Below are 15,647 nucleotides of genomic sequence, written 5' to 3'. Positions count from 1 at the left end.
TAGATCGCCGTGACATTCCTGATTGGCCGTATTGGGGATGTCGAGGGCGAAAGCCATTTGAAATTGTCGTGCTGGTGAAAAGCGATTTCCGGTCGATACCGCTGAGGGGGCAAATAGGAGTTCGTCATGAAATCACGGCGTTCGTTTCTGCTCCTTTTGTCGCTCGCGTCCCTCGTCGCGAGCGCGTCGTGCTTCACGGCCGATGACAGCGACGAAGATTCCTGCGTCGATACCAAGGCCCTCAGCGGACAGACGTTTGAGACCGGCGCGGGCACGGGGGTGTTTGCGTTTGCGTCGTCACACGCGTGCGGGGAGTTTTTCTTCACGTATCGGGACGGCGGCCTGCGGCTCGATCGTTGCGGCGATCCTCAACACAGCAGTAATGATCGCACGGCCTACTCGACAGCCGGAGACGTGTGGATCTGGAACCAGAACATAGAGCGCCTGACGCATCTGAGAAAGGGGGAGCTTTTCGACCGCAGCGATTGGATCGCTCCCCGGCACGTCGGCGACATGCTCGTGACGACGACCGGCGTTGTCTATTTCCTGCTCACGGAAGCGTGGTCGTATAACCCCGTCGGACTACTGAAATACGACGGTGAGAACACTGAGATCATCGAACTTCCGCAGGGCGCCTGGAATTACGCGTCGATTTCCTCCCACGGTGACCTGCTCGCACTGGTGCTGATCACGGAATATCCGGAGGGCGCGATCTTCGTCCTGCGCCAAGGCGAGTGGGAGGATGGCCCCGCGTACGAGATGCCGAACGACGAGCAGTATCGCGGTTTCGCGATCGTCGGCGACGGTGAGTACTGGATGTGGACGCAGGCGGCCGATGCGGTGCAGGACGGCGATCCGTGGTTTCTGAATCGCCATGAGGGGGCTGCCTGGACGCGTATCCGCCAGACCGACTTTCGAATCCGCGGCGTGCTGACCGACGGACACGAGCGGCGCGTGCTCTGGGGCGACACCTCGAAAGACGATGAGCTGGGGGGCCGGACATATGGTCACGGCGTTTTCGATGTCTTCGAAGACGGAGATTGGCGCACGGTGACATTCGATGAGGTGAAGTGGCCGTCGTTCTCTCGCGCGGCGCTTGACCCTTCCGGAGCCATTTGGATCGCCGGTTCCCGCCACGCCGATTCGTCACAGGATGACTGCAGGGTATCGACCGTTCGTCTGCCGTTCTTCTCCGTCTATCGCGACGGCGCATGGACGACGCCGCAGATGCCGAGTGATGTCCGCGCGCACCTGCGCGACGAGAGAACGTCCGACAGCTGTGACGCCGGAGAATGAAATCGAGGAAGACCGAACCTGGGCGAATGTCCCCGGTTGACGGCTCTTCTCCTTGACACCGCAAAGACCGCCGTGCCAAACCCAAGCCGCATGGAAGACCCGGTTCGCAAGGCTTATGCCGTGATTGTCGCGGGCGGCGTGGGGCGGCGCATGGGGCGCAACGTCCCCAAGCAGTACCTGCTGCTGGCGGGGCGGCCGATCCTCGCGCGCACGCTGGAGGTCTTCGAGAAGACTCCAGCGATCGACGGCGTGGTGGTGGTCGTGCCGCGCGGGCACGTCGCGGCGACACGCGCGGATATCGTGAAGAAGTACGGTTTCGCCAAGGTGCGCACCGTCTGCCAGGGTGGCGAACGACGGCAGGACTCGGTTCTTTGCGGGCTGCGCGCCATCAAGGAGGCGTGCGACGTGGTCGCCATCCACGACGGCGTGCGACCTTTCGTGACGCCCGAGCAGATCTCGCGCAGCGTCCACGTGGCGCGACATTTTGGAGCGGCGATCGTGGCCGCGCCGGTTACGTCGACGATCAAGAAAATCGCGGACGACGGATTCGTTGTCGACACGCCGGAGCGGCGAAAGCTCATGGCGGCGCAGACCCCCCAGACGTTTCGATACGATCTGATCCTTCGCGCCTTCGAGGACGCCACGCGCGACGACTTCCGCGCAACCGACGATTCGCAGCTCGCGGAGCGGCTCGGCGTCATGGTGGTCGTGGTGCAGGGCGACGCCGACAACATCAAGATCACGAATCCGGTCGACTTGGAGTTGGCCGAGGTGATCTGGCGGCGGCGAAAGGTCGCCGCGCGGGGAGTGAAACGATGAGCGCGGGCTTTCGCATCGGGACCGGCTACGACGTGCACCGCCTCGTGCCCGGCCGCCCGCTCATCATCGGCGGCGTGCGCATCGAACACGAATCCGGCCTGCTCGGCCATTCCGACGCCGATGTGCTCGCCCATGCGATCGCCGACGCGGTGCTGGGCGCGGCGGGACTGGGCGATATCGGCCGGCACTTTCCCGACACCGACGTCGCGTTCAAGGACGCCGACAGCATCGCGCTGCTCGAACGCGTCGTCGCCCTCGTTCGAGAGCGGGGCTTCACCGTCGTGAACGTCGATTCCACCATCATCGCCCAGGCGCCGAAAATGGCGCCGCATATCGGCGCCATGACGTCGCGCCTCGCCGCTGCGCTGGGCGTTGGCGAATCGTGCGTCAACGTGAAAGCCACGACCGAAGAGGAACTCGGATTTACCGGAGCGCGACTCGGAATCGCCGTGCAGGCGGTGGCACTTCTGGCGGTCAGGTGAACGCGATCCGCACCCGCTTCGCGCCGAGCCCCACGGGTCGGCTGCATCTGGGCAACGCCCGCACGGCGCTGTTTTCGTATTTACTCGCGCGTTCGACGGGCGGCGCGTTCGTCCTGCGCATCGAGGACACCGACGCGGCGCGCTCGCGGCCCGAGTTCGAGCGCGCCATCGCCGACGATCTCGCATGGCTCGGCATCATCGCCGACGAGAGCCCCGACCGCCCGGGTCCGTTCGGTCCCTACCGCCAGTCGGAACGAATCACGCGGCATCGCGAGGCGGTGGATCGGCTCGTCGAAACCGGCCACGCGTATCCGTGTTTCTGCACGAGCGAGGAACTCGAACTCGCGCGACGCGAGGCGCTCGCTTCGCATCGCGCGCCCCGCTATTCCGGCCGCTGCCGCGAACGCACCCCGGCGCAACGAGAAGTCATGATCGCGTCCGGCGCGCGCCCGGCGATCCGGTTTCGTTCGCCGCACCGCGATGTGGTCGTGCGCGACCTGCTGCGAGGCGAGGTGCACTTTAGGGGCGACGACCTCGACGACGTCATCATCGCGCGCTCGGATGGCGCGGTGTCGTTTTTGCTTGCGAGCGCGCTGGACGACGCCGACATGGGCATCACGCATGTCCTGCGCGGCGACGACCATCTTTCGAATACCCCGCGTCAGATTCTGCTGCTCGAGGCGCTGGGGCGCACGCCGGTCGCTTACGGCCACCTTGGACTTATCCATGGCGAGCACGGACGCCCGCTCTCGAAGCGCGAAGGGGACTTTTCCGTCGAGGCGTTGCGCGCGGCGGGATATCTACCCCACGCCGTCGTGGCGACCCTGGCGCATCTGGGCTGGTCGCCGCCGGAAGACAATTCGCCGGACCCCATGAAAACCTATGCGCGGTCGTTTCGCGTCGAGGATCTTTCCGCCGCGCCCTGCGGATGGGACGCCCCGCGTCTGACCCACGAGAACGCCCGCGCGCTTCGGACCGCCCCGCCGGCCGAGCTCGTCGCCTTCATCGCCGCTGAGCACCACGCGGAAATTGCACCGGACCATGACCGTTTCATTTCGGCGCTTAAACTGCTTCAGCCGGAGCTCGTTTCCGTCGATGACCTGCGGGAGAAATTTCGGATCTTTTGCCCGGGCGCGCCTCCGCTCGACGCCGACGCGGCGGATGTGATATCCACGCCGGTCGGGGAGGCCGTGGTTCGGGCGTTGCTGGATTTGCTCGAAGCCGATACCGATTGGACGATGGATCGCTTTCAGGCCGTTCTAAAAGTGACGGCGGAACGAACCGGACGAAAGGGCAAGGACCTCTACATGCCGATCCGGGCCGCGCTCACCGGCCGAACACACGGCCCCGAGCTCGCGCCCACGGCGGTGATCCTGGGCCAGGGCGAGGTCCGCTCGCGTTTACGAAATACTTTGAACCTCATTTCCCTTCGTGGTTGATATGGCTCCGACAACAAACGTCGATCCCGAACAAATTCGCCAACTCGCCCTGCTCTATCTGTCGCAGGCGCAGACGCAGTCTCCCCAGCTGGCCGCGTACCTCGATCAGGTCGGCGACCGCGTCGAGAGCATCGGCGATGCGCGGGCGTACGTCACGCCGATGATTCCCGGCGGTCTCGAATTGCCCGCGCAGCTCAAACACCTCGTTGCGACGTATCCCGAGTCCGCGAAGTTTTTCGATGCCTTCATCCGCGAGGGCATCGTCACCGGCGAGACATCGGCGTACGTGGACTCGAGCGCGGGGCTCGCGGCGGGGATCGCCCGTTCGGGCATTGCGCCCAACGTCGCCGAACCTCTGATCCGCGTCGCCCTGACCGGCCTCTTCGAGGGACCGGATCTGGGGCTGATCGTGCGTCTGTTGGGCCTGCGGGAGACGGCGGAGCGTATCCAGTCGGCGATTCGCGTCGCGACCACCTTCGGCGAAGCTCAAAAAGCCGTGAACCGGGAAACCCTCGATGATCTGGCGGTGCGTGTGCTCGGCTCCGCGCGGGCCGTGTCGCACATGGCCCGGCGTCTGGCCGAGTCCATGTACCGTCACGCGCCGTCGTTTCGCACCGCGTTCGAGTGGTGGTCGGTGTTTCTCCCCGATCGTAAGTGGGTTTACGATGCCGCGTGCACGCAAGTGCTGGCGGCTCGCGATATCGACGTCGCCCTGCTGTGCTTCGCGCAGATTTACCTAAAGGCCGCCGGACGCGAGGTCAATGCTTTCGGCAAATCCCTGCTTGCCGGGCACGAGGTCAGCCAGGTGAAGAAGGACGACGTGGCGCGCGCGGTGTGCGTCGCCGTGACCGGTTTCGCGAACTGGAGTTTCGACACCGAGTTGACGTGCGACTTGATCGGCGGCAAGGACGTGACGGATCGCGTGAAACACGCGCTCGCGGGACTGCGCGCCCGCGCCTGAATCGACGCGACGGGGACATCACCATGACGACACTTCTGACCGGCGCGACCGGATTTCTGGGAAAGAACCTGCTTCGCGAACTCCTTTCGCGCGGGGAGACGGTGCGCGTGCTCGTTCGCTCGCCCGAGGCGCTGGGCGTGACGCACGAGCGGCTCGAGGTCGTTCCCGGCGACCTGCGCGACGACGCGGCGCTCGATCTGGCGCTTGCCGGCGCGAAGCGCGTCTATCACGTCGCCGCGGTCGTCAAGGAATGGGTGACCGACTGGTCGATCTTCGACCGCGTCAACGTCGATGCCTACGAAACCCTGCTGAAAAAGGCGATGGCGGCGGGGGTCGAGCGAATCGTCCATACGTCTTCGTTCATGGCGATCGGCCACTCCGACGCGAATCAGATCGCCGACGAGTCGCTGGAACACGAGCCGAAGCATTTCCATAATCCCTACGAACGCACCAAATACCTCGCCTCGCTCGTGACGAAGCGCTACCTCGACAAGGGCGCTCCCATCGTCACGGTCTTGCCCGGGGTCATTTTTGGACCGGGCGAACTGACCGAGGGCAACATCGTGCTGATCATGATCCGGGATATGTGGGCCGGGAAATTTCCGGGCATTCCCGGTGACGGAAAGAAGCTGTGGTCCTACGCGTTCGTCCGCGACGTGGTCGCCGGGCACGTCCTCGCGATGGAAAAGGGCCAAGTGGGTCGCGCGTACATTTTGGGCGGCGACAACGTCTCGCTCGACATGCTCGTCGATCTGGCCGCTGAGCGGCTCGGAAAAAAAGTCCCGAAGCGGCACATTCCGCTCGGACTGCTCTCGTTCTCGGCATTTTTCATGGAGAAGATCGCGGGCATGACCGGCAAGCCGCCGATGCTGACGCGCGGAAAGGTCGGCGTGCTCGCCCACAACTGGGCGTACGACAGTACCCGCGCGAAGAACGAACTCGGTTACACCATCACGCCATTCGAGCACGCACTCGAAGAGTCGATCCGGTGGATGCGCGAGCAGGGCGTCATCACGGACTGAGGCCGAATCGTTTCATCCGAACCGACAAATCGCATATTCGACCTCTGAATCCGCAATTTCGGACTACAAATCGGCATTTTTCGCACGCGCCGCTTGACCACCGTGCCGGGGACGATTAAATTTGGACGCACTGCGGCACGGCCGCGAGCGTTCTCGGGAATCCTCGGGTTTTTTCCATCGATTGAGCGAACGATTTCGCGTTTCCGACGTCGCGACGCGACCTATCGCGTCCATCGGGACACGGGGCAGTATGACCGCGCCGAGCGAACCAGCGACCGGATGGACGATCCGGCAAGCCGGAGGAGCGACGCTCCCCGAGGACGTGCGCGCGAACTTGCGTGACGCGGTTCGAGTCGGGCTCGACGCGGTCGGGATTCCCCTCGATCTTCCCACGCAGATGGGCCTCGAAGCGGACGACGAACTCACGGCCGGCGAGGTCGCACAGGTCGGCGTTCATCTTTCGTGCGTCGCCGATCTCGACAAAATTCTATCGGATCTCGACCTCACTCGAATCGAGGTTTCGTTCGGCGGAGCGCCGACGGCTCCGATGATCTACGCGGCGTTTCTGCGTCACGCGAAAACTCGAGGCCTGGATCCTTCGCGGCTTCGCGGCGTTTTCGCGGGCGATATCCTCAACGAGTACGTCGCTTACGGCACATTCATCTACCCGCCGGCGGCCGCGCTGCGTCTCGCGTGCGACATGATCGCGTTTTCCCTGCGGGAGACGCCCGGCATCGTTCCGCTGACGGTCTCCGGATTTCACGCCCGCGAAGCGGGCTGCACGGCGGCGCAGGAGATCGGCATCGCCCTCGCCTTCGCTGAGCAGTACGCCGTCGCCTTGCGGAAAAAGGGTGTGGAGCCGTCTGAAGCCGCGTCCGCGATGGCGATCTTGATGAATGCGACGTCCGATCTGCCGGGTGAGATCGCCAAGTTTCGCGCGCTGCGCGGCGTGTGGGCGACGGCGATGCGCGCCGCGTTCGGCGTGGACGTCCCCCTTCCCCGACTCCACGTGCGGACCTCCGCGGCGGCGTACACCGGCGCGCAACCTGAGATCAATATCGCGCGGGGTCTGCTCGCGGCGCTCGCGGCCGTTGCGGGCGGCGCGCACACCATCACCGTCGCACCCTTCGACGCCGTGAGCGGGCTGCCCTCGGCCATCGCCCAGCAGATCGCCATCCAGACGCAGCGCGTCCTCGCCGTCGAATCCGGAGCGGCGGAGCTTCGTGGATTTTTCGATTCGGACGAAACAACGCGCCGCGCGGAGGCGGTCGAAGCCGAAGCTCTCACTGTCGTCGAGAAGATTCGCGGTTGGGGCGGCGCTCTCGCGGCGATCGAATCGGGGCGGTTGCAGCGCTACGTCGGCGAGGCTGCCGACGCGCATTTCGCACAGTTGGATTCGGGGCGATTCGCCAAGGTCGGCGAGACCGTCTTTGCCGAGGCCATAAGCAACGATCGAATTCCGGCGCCGAGAACGAAGGTCGATCCCGCGACGGCCCGCGCGTTTTACACGACGCGGCTGCGCGAACGCGTGGCGAGTCGGGATGCTTCGGCACACCGCGCGGCACAGGGCGCCCTCGCCGAGGCGGCGCGAGGCCCCAAAGCCGATCTGATGCCCGCCATCATCGCCGCGACGGACGCCGACGCGACTGTCGCGGAAATCACGCGGGCGCTCAAATCGGTTTTTGGGGGATTCGGCGACGAGATGGCGGGTATCTGAGGAACTGGAACAAACGCCCGAAAACGCGGGCGACGAAACGCGAACCTGACGAGAGCAACAACGTCGATTGAAGGAGACGGACATGGAATTTCGATTCAACCCCGACATCACCAAGGAAGCCGGCGAGCGAAACCGCAGACTCCTGAAGTCCTATGAAGATTTCCACATCCCCATGGATCCGAAATACCGCGTGCAGTACGCGCACCTGACCTGCCCGGCCACGAACTGGAAATACATCGAGGGCGCGGCCAAGGGCAAAGCCAATCTCGTCATGCTGGATCTCGAGGATTCGATCCCGCGCGGCAACACGGAACTCCTCGTCCAGGGCCGCGCCAACATCATCCGCGCGTACAAAGAACTCGACTGGGCCGGCAAGATCAAATATTTCCGTCCGCGCGGACTGGAACTCGACCCCGACTTCGAGGACATCGCCGCCGTGGTTTCGCACGCCGGGGCGGATATCGACGGTCTCATTTTCCCGAAAATCGAAAGCCCCGAAGAGGTCGAGTCGATCGACAAGGTGCTGACCGAACTCGAGTACGCGGGCAACCTGCCACACGGCAAGCTGACCTTTCAGGTGCTGATCGAGTCGGTCAACGCCGAGCGCGCGGTCTTCGAGATCGCCAAGGCCAGCCGCCGCCTGCGCGCGCTGATTTTCGGCGCGTTCGATTACTGGGGCAGCCTCGGTTTCCTGCCGCACCTGTACCGCGCCGATCATCCGATCGTGAACGACGTGCGTTGCCGCATCGTCAAGGCCGCGGCGAGCGTGGGCATTCCCGCCATCGCCGAGATGACGCTCAACTACCCCACGAAGGAAAAGACCGAGGAGCAGAAGCAGGCCGCACTCGACGAATGTCGCCGCGACGCCGAACTCGCGTACCTGTACGGATTCTCCGGCAAGTGGACGGGCATCCCCGCCCAGACGGAAATTGCGATTCAAACCTTCGCCATCGCGCAGGAAACGCTCGACGGCGCGATCCGCGAAATTCGCTTGTTCCACCAAGCCGAAAAGGAAGGCAAGGGCGCGGTCATGATCGACGGCAAGATGGCCGACCGCGCGACGAACCGCATCAACCTCGCCCTGATCAAGCAGGCCTATCTGCGCGGTCAGGTCGAGCGGGCGATCATCGACGAACTCGGCGTCGTCGTGGAATAAGGAGCACCGCGTGATCTGCAAACCCGACATCACCTGGTCGCCGCCAGATATTGCGCTCCTCGAAGCCGGCGTGGCCGCGCTTCAGACCGCGTTCGATCGCGCGCGCGCCTACCTCAAACCGCGAGTCACGGGCGCGAAGGGAACGCTCGACGGCGAGTTGCTGAACGCCTATCAGCAACCGGCGCACGGCCTCGCGTACTTTGCATGCGAGCTGTATGGCGCGCGCGAAATCGTCGAATACGCCAAACGCACCCGGGCCGCCGGAAAGCCGAGCGATCTGGAACTTCTCATCGCCTCGGCATACGTGGCCGGGGCGCTGCGTCGATGGACGTACGGCTCGGACATCTCCGGCCTGGAGCAGATCGCCGCGACCGAGATCGGCATCGACGACGCGGTCGTGCGCGAGGTTCTGCGCACGCCGGAGTGCGTGAAACTGATCGAGATCGCGGGCGGCACGGCGATCCTGTCGGCGATCGCCGAGCTGGTGGAATCGCGCGGGTCATTCGGCGACTTCGGGATCGACGACGAGATCCTTCGCGACGTGCAGGCGCAGTTCCAGAAGTTTTCCGATCAGGTCGTCGCGCCGATCGCCGAACACGTGCACCGCAAAGACGAACTGATCCCGCTCGAAATCGTTTCGCAACTCGCGGAACAGGGCGTTTTCGGCATCACCATCCCCGAGCAGTACGGCGGCACCGAACTGGGTAAGATGGGCATGGTGATCGTGACCGAGGAACTCTCGCGCGGCTATATCGGCGTCGGGTCGCTGGGCACGCGTGCCGAGATCGCGGGCGAGCTCATCATCACCGGCGGCACCGAGGAGCAAAAAGCCGAGTGGCTGCCCCGCCTCGCGGCCGGCGAGGTGATGTCCACCGCCGTGTTTACCGAACCCAACGTCGGGTCCGATCTCGCGAGCGTCAAAACGCGCGCGACGAAGCAGGCCGACGGCTCGTGGCGGCTCTCCGGCCAGAAGACGTGGATCACGCACGGCTCGCGCGCCGATCTGATGACCGTGCTTGCGCGCACGTCGGACGCGCCGGGATACAAGGGTCTGTCGATGTTCCTCGCGACCAAAACGCGGGGCACCGAGGACAATCCGTTTCCCGACAAAACCATCGAGGGAAGCGAGATTCCGGTCATCGGTTATCGCGGGATGAAAGAGTACGAGATCAGCTTCGACGACCACCCCGTCGCGGCCGACGCTCTGCTCGGCGGGCAGGAAGGCAACGGTTTCAAGCAGCTCATGGCGACGTTCGAATCGGCGCGGATCCAGACCGCGGCGCGCGGCATCGGCCTCGCGCGGGCGGCGATGGAACTCGCGTACCGTTACGCCACCGAGCGCAAACAGTTCGGTCGGCAGATTTTCGACTTCCCCCGCGTTCATCAAAAAATCGCACGGATGGTGGTCGACACGCAGGTCGCCCGCCAGCTCACGTATTTTGCCGCGCGCATGAAGGAAAGCGGCAAGCGCTGCGATCTCGAAGCGGGCATGGCGAAGCTGCTCGCGACCAAGGTGGCGTTTTTCGTTTCCGACGCGGGTCTGCAAATCCACGGCGGCAACGGCTACGCCGAGGAATATCCCATCAGCCGCATCTTCTGCGATTCGCGCGTGCTCTCGATCTTCGAAGGCGCGAACGAGATTCAGGCGCACGTCATCGCGCGGCGGCTGCTGGAAGACTGAAACGAAACGCGGCGCGCGCCGCGACGAAAAGGAGAGGTCATGGCGATTCGGCACGTTTATGGTCGCAGGCTCGAGGACTTCGTCCCGGGCGACATCTTCCGCCATCCGTGGGATGTGACGCTCGACGGCGGCGTGATCGCGTTTTGCGCGGCCAGCTTCATGGAAGCGATGCCCGTGTGCACGAGCGACCCGTTCGCGCAGTCGCTCGGCTTCACGGGACGCGTTGTGCATCCGCTCGTGCTGCTCAACTTCGGCCTGTCGTTCTCGGTGCTCGACGTCTCGGAACAGGCCATCGCGCATCTCGCGTATATCGACGTGCGTTACCCGAATCCCGCATATGTGGGCGACACGATCACCGCGGCGACCGAGGTGCTGGGCACCAAGCTCGCCGGCAGCGGCGACCGCGGCACCGTCCACGTGCGCACCACGCTTTGGAATCAGGACAACGTGCCGGTGTGCGTGTTCGAGCGCATGGCGCTGATCCCGAACGGAAAGGTCGAGGGCTCGCCGCTCGCGCCGGTAAAGGACTTTGAAATCCCGCAACCGGTGACGCGATACCCCGTCCTGCTGGACGATGCGAAGTTCGGCGCGAACGCGAACGCCGCGTATTTCGGCGGCTACTACGAGGATTTCGCCGTCGGCGACGTGATCGTGCACGACATCGGCCGCACGGTGGGCGTGAGCGAGCACATGCAGCTCACAACGATTTTCCGCAACACGCACCCGCTGCACTTCGACGCCAAATACTGCGAGACGCGCAGTTTCGCCAAGGACCGCGTGGTGTACGGCGGGCTGGTTCTCGGCTTCACGCACGCGCTGGCCGCGCGCGACACCGGCGGGCAGGTCGTGTGGAATCTCGGCTTCGACAACGGCGCCCACCCTGCGCCGGTGCTCGCGGGCGACACGATCCGCGCCGCGCAGAAGGTGCTCGCGAAAGACAATTTCAACGCACGCTACGGCAAGATCACATTCCGGCTCGTGGGCGTGAAAAATGTCGATCCCGCCGAACTGCTCGACGCGGGCGCGGATCTGTTCACGCCGGAGCGCGACAAGAAGGACGGCAAGGTCAAGGAGAAAGTCGTCGAAATCGACCGCACGGTCCTCATCCGAAAACGCAACTCGTAACGGAGGTCAGCGATGTCCCGTCATACCAAACGCATCCTGAGTTATTACGCCAGCGAAAGCCCCGGCTGCCTGGCCAACCTCTATCGCCTGCTCGAGCACGGCCGCCTCGGCGGTACCGGCAAACTGCTGATTCTGCCCGTCGATCAGGGGTTCGAGCACGGCCCGCACCGCAGCTTCGCGCCCAATCCCGAGGGCTACGATCCCGAGTATCACTTCAAGCTCGCGCTCAAGGCCGGCTGCAACGCCTACGCCGCGCCGCTGGGCTTCCTGCAGGCGGGCGCCGCGGAGTTCGCGGGCCAGATTCCGCTGATTCTCAAGCTCAACAATTCCGACTCGCTCGCCACCGGCGGCGAGCCCTGCTCCGCGGTCACGGGTTCGGTCGGCGAGGCGCTTCGCCTCGGTTGCGCGGCGATCGGATACACGATCTACCCCGGCTCCGGCGAGCGGAATCCGATGTTCGAGGAACTGCGCGAACTCACCGAGGAAGCGCGCTCGGTCGGTCTGCTCACGGTCGTGTGGAGCTATCCGCGCGGCGGCAATCTGTCGAAGCAGGGCGAGACGGCAATCGACGTCATCGCTTACGCGGCCCAAATCGCGGCGCAGCTCGGCGCGCACGTCATCAAGGTGAAGCCGCCGACGGCGCACATCGAGCAGGAAGCGGCACGCAAGGTTTACGAGAAGTACCAGATCCCCGTCGGCACGCTCGCCGAGCGCGTCCGCCACGTCGTGCAGTCGGCGTTCAACGGGCGGCGCGTGGTCATCTTCTCCGGTGGTGAGGCCAAGGACGAGGCGGCGATTCTGCAGGAAATCCAGGGCATCAAGGACGGCGGCGGGTTCGGCTCGATCATGGGCCGCAACGCGTTCCAGCGCCCGATGGACGAAGCCGTCGCGCTGCTGCGAAAGATTCAGGACATCTACGCGGCGTAAACAATTCCATGAACATTTCGAGAGGAGGACGGGGGTTCGCCCGTCCTTTTCTCTTGTGCTTCAGAAGCTTTCGGGCTGCTGCTGCGTGGAGCAGTGGATGGCGCCCTGCCCCAGGATGTAATCGCAGCAGTCGATGCCGACGACGGCGCGGTCGGGAAAACACGCGGCAATCGCGTCGAGCGCCCGGCGGTCGTTTTCGTCGGCATAGGTCGGGACGAGTACGACGTTGTTGGCAATGTAGAAATTCGCGTAGCTCGTGGGGTAGCGCCAACGCTCGCGCGCCCCGTCGCGCAGGCACCGGTAGCGAAACGCGGCGGGCAGCGGCACGGTGACGATGTCGAAGGGGCGTCCCGTGATGTCCGTCTTCGCGCGCAGCGCGTCGAGATGCCGCCGGAGCGGATCGTGCAGCGGGTCCTTCGGATCGTCGCACGTCACCGTGAGAATCCGGCCCGGCGCGACGAAGCGAGCGAGGTTGTCGATGTGCCCGTCGGTGTCGTCGCCCTCGAAGTCCACGTTGTCCACCCACACGAAATGACGCACCCCGAGAAACTCGCTCAGCGCGCGCTCCAAGTGCGTTCGTCGTTCGTCGAGCGAACCGCCAGTGCGCTCGCGCATGGCGAGCAGACACTGCGTCGCCGCCATGAGCGAGCCCTCGCCGTCCACCTCGATGCCGCCGCCTTCGAGCACCTCGCCCGGCACGAAGCGCGGTACGCCGACGAGATCGGCGATCTTCGCGGAAACCTGATTGTCGAGGCCGAGCGATTCGCCGTAGTACTTCTCGCCCTTGCCGCCCCACGCATCGAAATCCCAATCGACGACCGCGAGACACCCGAGGCCGTCGCCGGGGTCGCCGTCGCGCGTGATGAAGATCGGGCCGTAGTCGCGAATCCACACATCGTTGTTGGGGATCGCGTGAATCTTCACCGCCGCCGCGTCGATGTCCCAATCGGCGAGTGTCGTCTCGATCTCGCCGCGCATGGCGTCGTCGCGGGCGATCACGTTCACGATCTCTTGGCGGCGTTTCGCGCCGGGGCGAACGCGCGTGATCTCACGGACCCACCGCGCCATCACCTGCCGCGCGATCTCGACCTTGCCCGGCCACGTGCCCGGGTCGTGCGGCCACGTCAGCCAGGTGGCCTCGTGCGTCTCCCATTCCCCGGGCATGCGGAATCCGATTTCGCTTGGTGTGCGAAGATTCGTCTTGTCAGTCATCGATGAATCGTCTCGTCAGATCGGTGTAGGCGTCGATGCGCCGGTCGCGCAAAAATGGCCATCCGCGCCGCGTGGTTTCGATGAGGTCGAGGTCGCAATCGACCACGGAGTTTTCGGCGCCCTCGCCCGCAACGCCGATCACGCGGCCGAGCGGATCAGCCACGAACGAATGGCCCCAGAAACGCACCTCGTGCTCGATGCCGACGCGATTGACGGCGACGACGAAGAGGCCGTTGTGGATCGCGTGCGCGCGCATGCCGGTCATCCATGCATCCAGGTACGCCGCGTATTCGTCGGGCTTCGCGGGCTTCCATCCGATCGCCGTCGGGTAGAACACGAGATGCGCGCCCGCGAGCGCGGCGAGGCGCGCACCCTCGGGGAACCACTGGTCCCAACAGATCAGCACGGCAACTCGACCCGCCGCTGTGTCGAACACGCGAAAGCCCAGATCGCCCGGCGAGAAATAGTATTTCTCCTCGAATCCTGGATCGTGCGGAATGTGCATCTTGCGATACGCGCCGCGCACCGCGCCGTCGGCGTCGATCACGACCGCGCTGTTGTGATAGAGCCCCGCGGCGCGCTTCTCAAAAAATGGGAGCACCAGCACCACACCAAGTTCGCGCGCGAGATCGATAAATCGCGCCGTCGTCGGTCCGTCCAGCGGTTCGGCCCAGTCGAAGTACCGCTCGCGAAGCTCGCGACAGAAATAGGGCGTGGTGAACAGTTCCTGAAGGCACACGACGTTCGCACCGCGCGCAACGCACTCGCGGATGCCCGTCTCGGCGCGGTCGCGGTTGATTTCAACCGTTTCGCTGCACTCCATCTGCACGAGCCCGACGCGCGCGATCGTCATGCCCCGCTCCCGGCGCGCAGCTTGAGTCGGATCGCGGACGGCTGAATGTCGTAGCGAGACGGCAACGTGCCGAGCCCCTCGCCGTCCACGTCGTGATAGACGGGCTCGTCGGCCTCGGCTTCGACGCATTTGGCGCGAAGCGTCTCGATCTTCGTCATCTTCAGGTGTTCGCCCCTGTAGATCGACATGAGCCGGACGTATCGGTCGTACGCGCCCAGGTCTCCCATGAAGAGCACGTCGAACAGGCCGTCGTCGATTTCGGCGCTCGGCGCGCCCATCATACCGCCGCCAAAATAGCGGCCATTCGCGACGGCAACGGAAAAGATCGTGCGTTCGCCCATGTCGCGACCGTCGACGCGAATGCGCACGCGTTGGTTCTTGTACGCCGCCATGGCGCGAACCGAGCCCATGAGGAAACTCGCGAAGCCGCCCAGAGCCTTCGTCGTGCGGTTCACCGTGTCGTCGATCAGCCCGCCGACCCCGAAGCTCGCAATGTTGATGAAGTAACGCACTGCGGGCTCACCGCTCTTCTTCACGAGCGTCATGCGTCCCACGTCAATGCGCTTCGCGTCGCGGCCGGGAAGAAATGCCGCCGCTTCGCGAAAGTCCTTGGGAACACCGATGGTGCGCCGAAAGTCGCCTCCGGTGCCCTGCGGAATCGTCGCGAAGACGGCATCGGGATTGATGACGCGGTCGTTCTCGATAAACCCGTTGACGATCTCGTTGTTCGTGCCGTCGCCGCCGACCGAGACGATCATCTCGTAGCCATCGTGGATGGCCCGACGCGCGAGCGTCGTCGCGTCGCCGGGGCGTTCCGTCATGCGGGTATCGAAGACCGGCAGGCGAGCACGCACGGCTGTTTCGATCCGGGTCCAGTTGCGCTTCGTCGCGCCGTTGGCCGAGTTGGGATTGACGATCAGCATGGTCCGGAAGTCGGACATGGGCTCCCCCGTGACG

14 protein-coding genes are annotated in these 15,647 nt (G+C 64.7%); 11 read left to right on the top strand and 3 right to left on the bottom strand.

What is annotated here, in order from left to right:
- The first annotated feature begins 126 nt into the window (after window positions 1–126).
- The 11 genes from IT350_00540 to IT350_00490 all read left to right on the top strand — a co-directional run bounded on the left by IT350_00540 (window position 127) and on the right by IT350_00490 (window position 12,625).
- A complete protein-coding gene (locus IT350_00540; GenBank protein MCC6156511.1) occupies window positions 127–1,296 on the top strand; it encodes a hypothetical protein in 1,170 nt (389 codons plus the stop codon).
- A 90-nt stretch (window positions 1,297–1,386) separates the two neighbouring features.
- Window positions 1,387–2,115: a 2-C-methyl-D-erythritol 4-phosphate cytidylyltransferase gene (gene ispD, locus IT350_00535; GenBank protein ID MCC6156510.1), complete on the top strand. Its 729-nt coding sequence runs from the start codon at window positions 1,387–1,389 to the stop codon at window positions 2,113–2,115.
- Window positions 2,112–2,597 carry a 2-C-methyl-D-erythritol 2,4-cyclodiphosphate synthase gene (locus tag IT350_00530; protein ID MCC6156509.1) on the top strand — a complete coding sequence of 162 codons (486 nt, stop codon included), beginning with the start codon at window positions 2,112–2,114 and terminating at the stop codon, window positions 2,595–2,597. The genes ispD and IT350_00530 overlap by 4 nt, the downstream gene beginning before the upstream one ends.
- Entirely contained in the window at window positions 2,594–4,036 is a 1,443-nt protein-coding gene (locus IT350_00525; GenBank protein MCC6156508.1) for a glutamate--tRNA ligase, read from the top strand. Before IT350_00530 ends, IT350_00525 begins: the two co-directional genes overlap by 4 nt.
- Before the next feature lies 1 nt (window position 4,037).
- Window positions 4,038–4,997: a hypothetical protein gene (locus IT350_00520; GenBank protein ID MCC6156507.1), complete on the top strand. Its 960-nt coding sequence runs from the start codon at window positions 4,038–4,040 to the stop codon at window positions 4,995–4,997.
- A gap of 23 nt (window positions 4,998–5,020) precedes the next feature.
- Window positions 5,021–6,019 carry an NAD-dependent epimerase/dehydratase family protein gene (locus IT350_00515; protein MCC6156506.1) on the top strand — a complete coding sequence of 333 codons (999 nt, stop codon included), beginning with the start codon at window positions 5,021–5,023 and terminating at the stop codon, window positions 6,017–6,019.
- 250 nt (window positions 6,020–6,269) lie between these two features.
- Window positions 6,270–7,736 (top strand): hypothetical protein, encoded by a 1,467-nt coding sequence (locus IT350_00510; protein MCC6156505.1) that lies wholly within the window; start codon window positions 6,270–6,272, stop codon window positions 7,734–7,736.
- A gap of 82 nt (window positions 7,737–7,818) precedes the next feature.
- Window positions 7,819–8,892, top strand: a complete 1,074-nt coding sequence (locus IT350_00505; GenBank protein ID MCC6156504.1) for a hypothetical protein — start codon at window positions 7,819–7,821, stop codon at window positions 8,890–8,892.
- Window positions 8,893–8,920: 28 nt separating this feature from the next.
- The gene (locus IT350_00500) at window positions 8,921–10,573 is read left to right on the top strand and encodes an acyl-CoA dehydrogenase family protein (GenBank protein MCC6156503.1); all 1,653 of its coding nucleotides are present in this window, start codon (window positions 8,921–8,923) and stop codon (window positions 10,571–10,573) included.
- 39 nt (window positions 10,574–10,612) lie between these two features.
- Complete coding sequence (locus IT350_00495; protein ID MCC6156502.1) at window positions 10,613–11,698, top strand: MaoC family dehydratase; 1,086 nt, start codon at window positions 10,613–10,615, stop codon at window positions 11,696–11,698.
- A gap of 12 nt (window positions 11,699–11,710) precedes the next feature.
- Entirely contained in the window at window positions 11,711–12,625 is a 915-nt protein-coding gene (locus IT350_00490) for a class I fructose-bisphosphate aldolase (GenBank protein ID MCC6156501.1), read from the top strand.
- Window positions 12,626–12,685: 60 nt separating this feature from the next.
- Here the strand turns inward: IT350_00490 and IT350_00485 are convergent, their stop codons facing one another.
- The 3 genes from IT350_00485 to IT350_00475 are packed head-to-tail and all read right to left on the bottom strand — an operon-like array spanning window position 12,686 to window position 15,631.
- Window positions 12,686–13,837: an agmatine deiminase family protein gene (locus IT350_00485; GenBank protein MCC6156500.1), complete on the bottom strand. Its 1,152-nt coding sequence runs from the start codon at window positions 13,835–13,837 to the stop codon at window positions 12,686–12,688.
- Complete coding sequence (locus IT350_00480) at window positions 13,830–14,690, bottom strand: carbon-nitrogen hydrolase (GenBank protein MCC6156499.1); 861 nt, start codon at window positions 14,688–14,690, stop codon at window positions 13,830–13,832. Before IT350_00480 ends, IT350_00485 begins: the two co-directional genes overlap by 8 nt.
- Complete coding sequence (locus tag IT350_00475; protein MCC6156498.1) at window positions 14,687–15,631, bottom strand: diacylglycerol kinase family lipid kinase; 945 nt, start codon at window positions 15,629–15,631, stop codon at window positions 14,687–14,689. The genes IT350_00480 and IT350_00475 overlap by 4 nt, the downstream gene beginning before the upstream one ends.
- Between the last annotated feature and the right edge of the window lie 16 nt (window positions 15,632–15,647).

The sequence above is a fragment of the Deltaproteobacteria bacterium genome, from assembly GCA_020845895.1.
In the GTDB taxonomy this organism is placed as follows: domain Bacteria; phylum Lernaellota; class Lernaellaia; order JACKCT01; family JACKCT01; genus JADLEX01.
Note: the sequence above shows the minus strand (reverse complement) of the source record. Positions and strands in the feature narration are given on the sequence as shown.

What these genes read in the sequence shown, in the direction of transcription:
- IT350_00490 (MCC6156501.1), top strand. Translation starts at nt 11,711, where the DNA reads ATGTCCCGTCATACCAAACGCATCCTGAGTTATTACGCCAGCGAAAGC.
- IT350_00505 (MCC6156504.1), top strand. Translation starts at nt 7,819, where the DNA reads ATGGAATTTCGATTCAACCCCGACATCACCAAGGAAGCCGGCGAGCGA.
- ispD (MCC6156510.1), top strand. Translation starts at nt 1,387, where the DNA reads ATGGAAGACCCGGTTCGCAAGGCTTATGCCGTGATTGTCGCGGGCGGC.
- IT350_00495 (MCC6156502.1), top strand. Translation starts at nt 10,613, where the DNA reads ATGGCGATTCGGCACGTTTATGGTCGCAGGCTCGAGGACTTCGTCCCG.
- IT350_00485 (MCC6156500.1), bottom strand. Translation starts at nt 13,837, where the DNA reads ATGACTGACAAGACGAATCTTCGCACACCAAGCGAAATCGGATTCCGC.
- IT350_00475 (MCC6156498.1), bottom strand. Translation starts at nt 15,631, where the DNA reads ATGTCCGACTTCCGGACCATGCTGATCGTCAATCCCAACTCGGCCAAC.
- IT350_00540 (MCC6156511.1), top strand. Translation starts at nt 127, where the DNA reads ATGAAATCACGGCGTTCGTTTCTGCTCCTTTTGTCGCTCGCGTCCCTC.
- IT350_00510 (MCC6156505.1), top strand. Translation starts at nt 6,270, where the DNA reads ATGACCGCGCCGAGCGAACCAGCGACCGGATGGACGATCCGGCAAGCC.
- IT350_00530 (MCC6156509.1), top strand. Translation starts at nt 2,112, where the DNA reads ATGAGCGCGGGCTTTCGCATCGGGACCGGCTACGACGTGCACCGCCTC.
- IT350_00515 (MCC6156506.1), top strand. Translation starts at nt 5,021, where the DNA reads ATGACGACACTTCTGACCGGCGCGACCGGATTTCTGGGAAAGAACCTG.
- IT350_00520 (MCC6156507.1), top strand. Translation starts at nt 4,038, where the DNA reads ATGGCTCCGACAACAAACGTCGATCCCGAACAAATTCGCCAACTCGCC.
- IT350_00480 (MCC6156499.1), bottom strand. Translation starts at nt 14,690, where the DNA reads ATGACGATCGCGCGCGTCGGGCTCGTGCAGATGGAGTGCAGCGAAACG.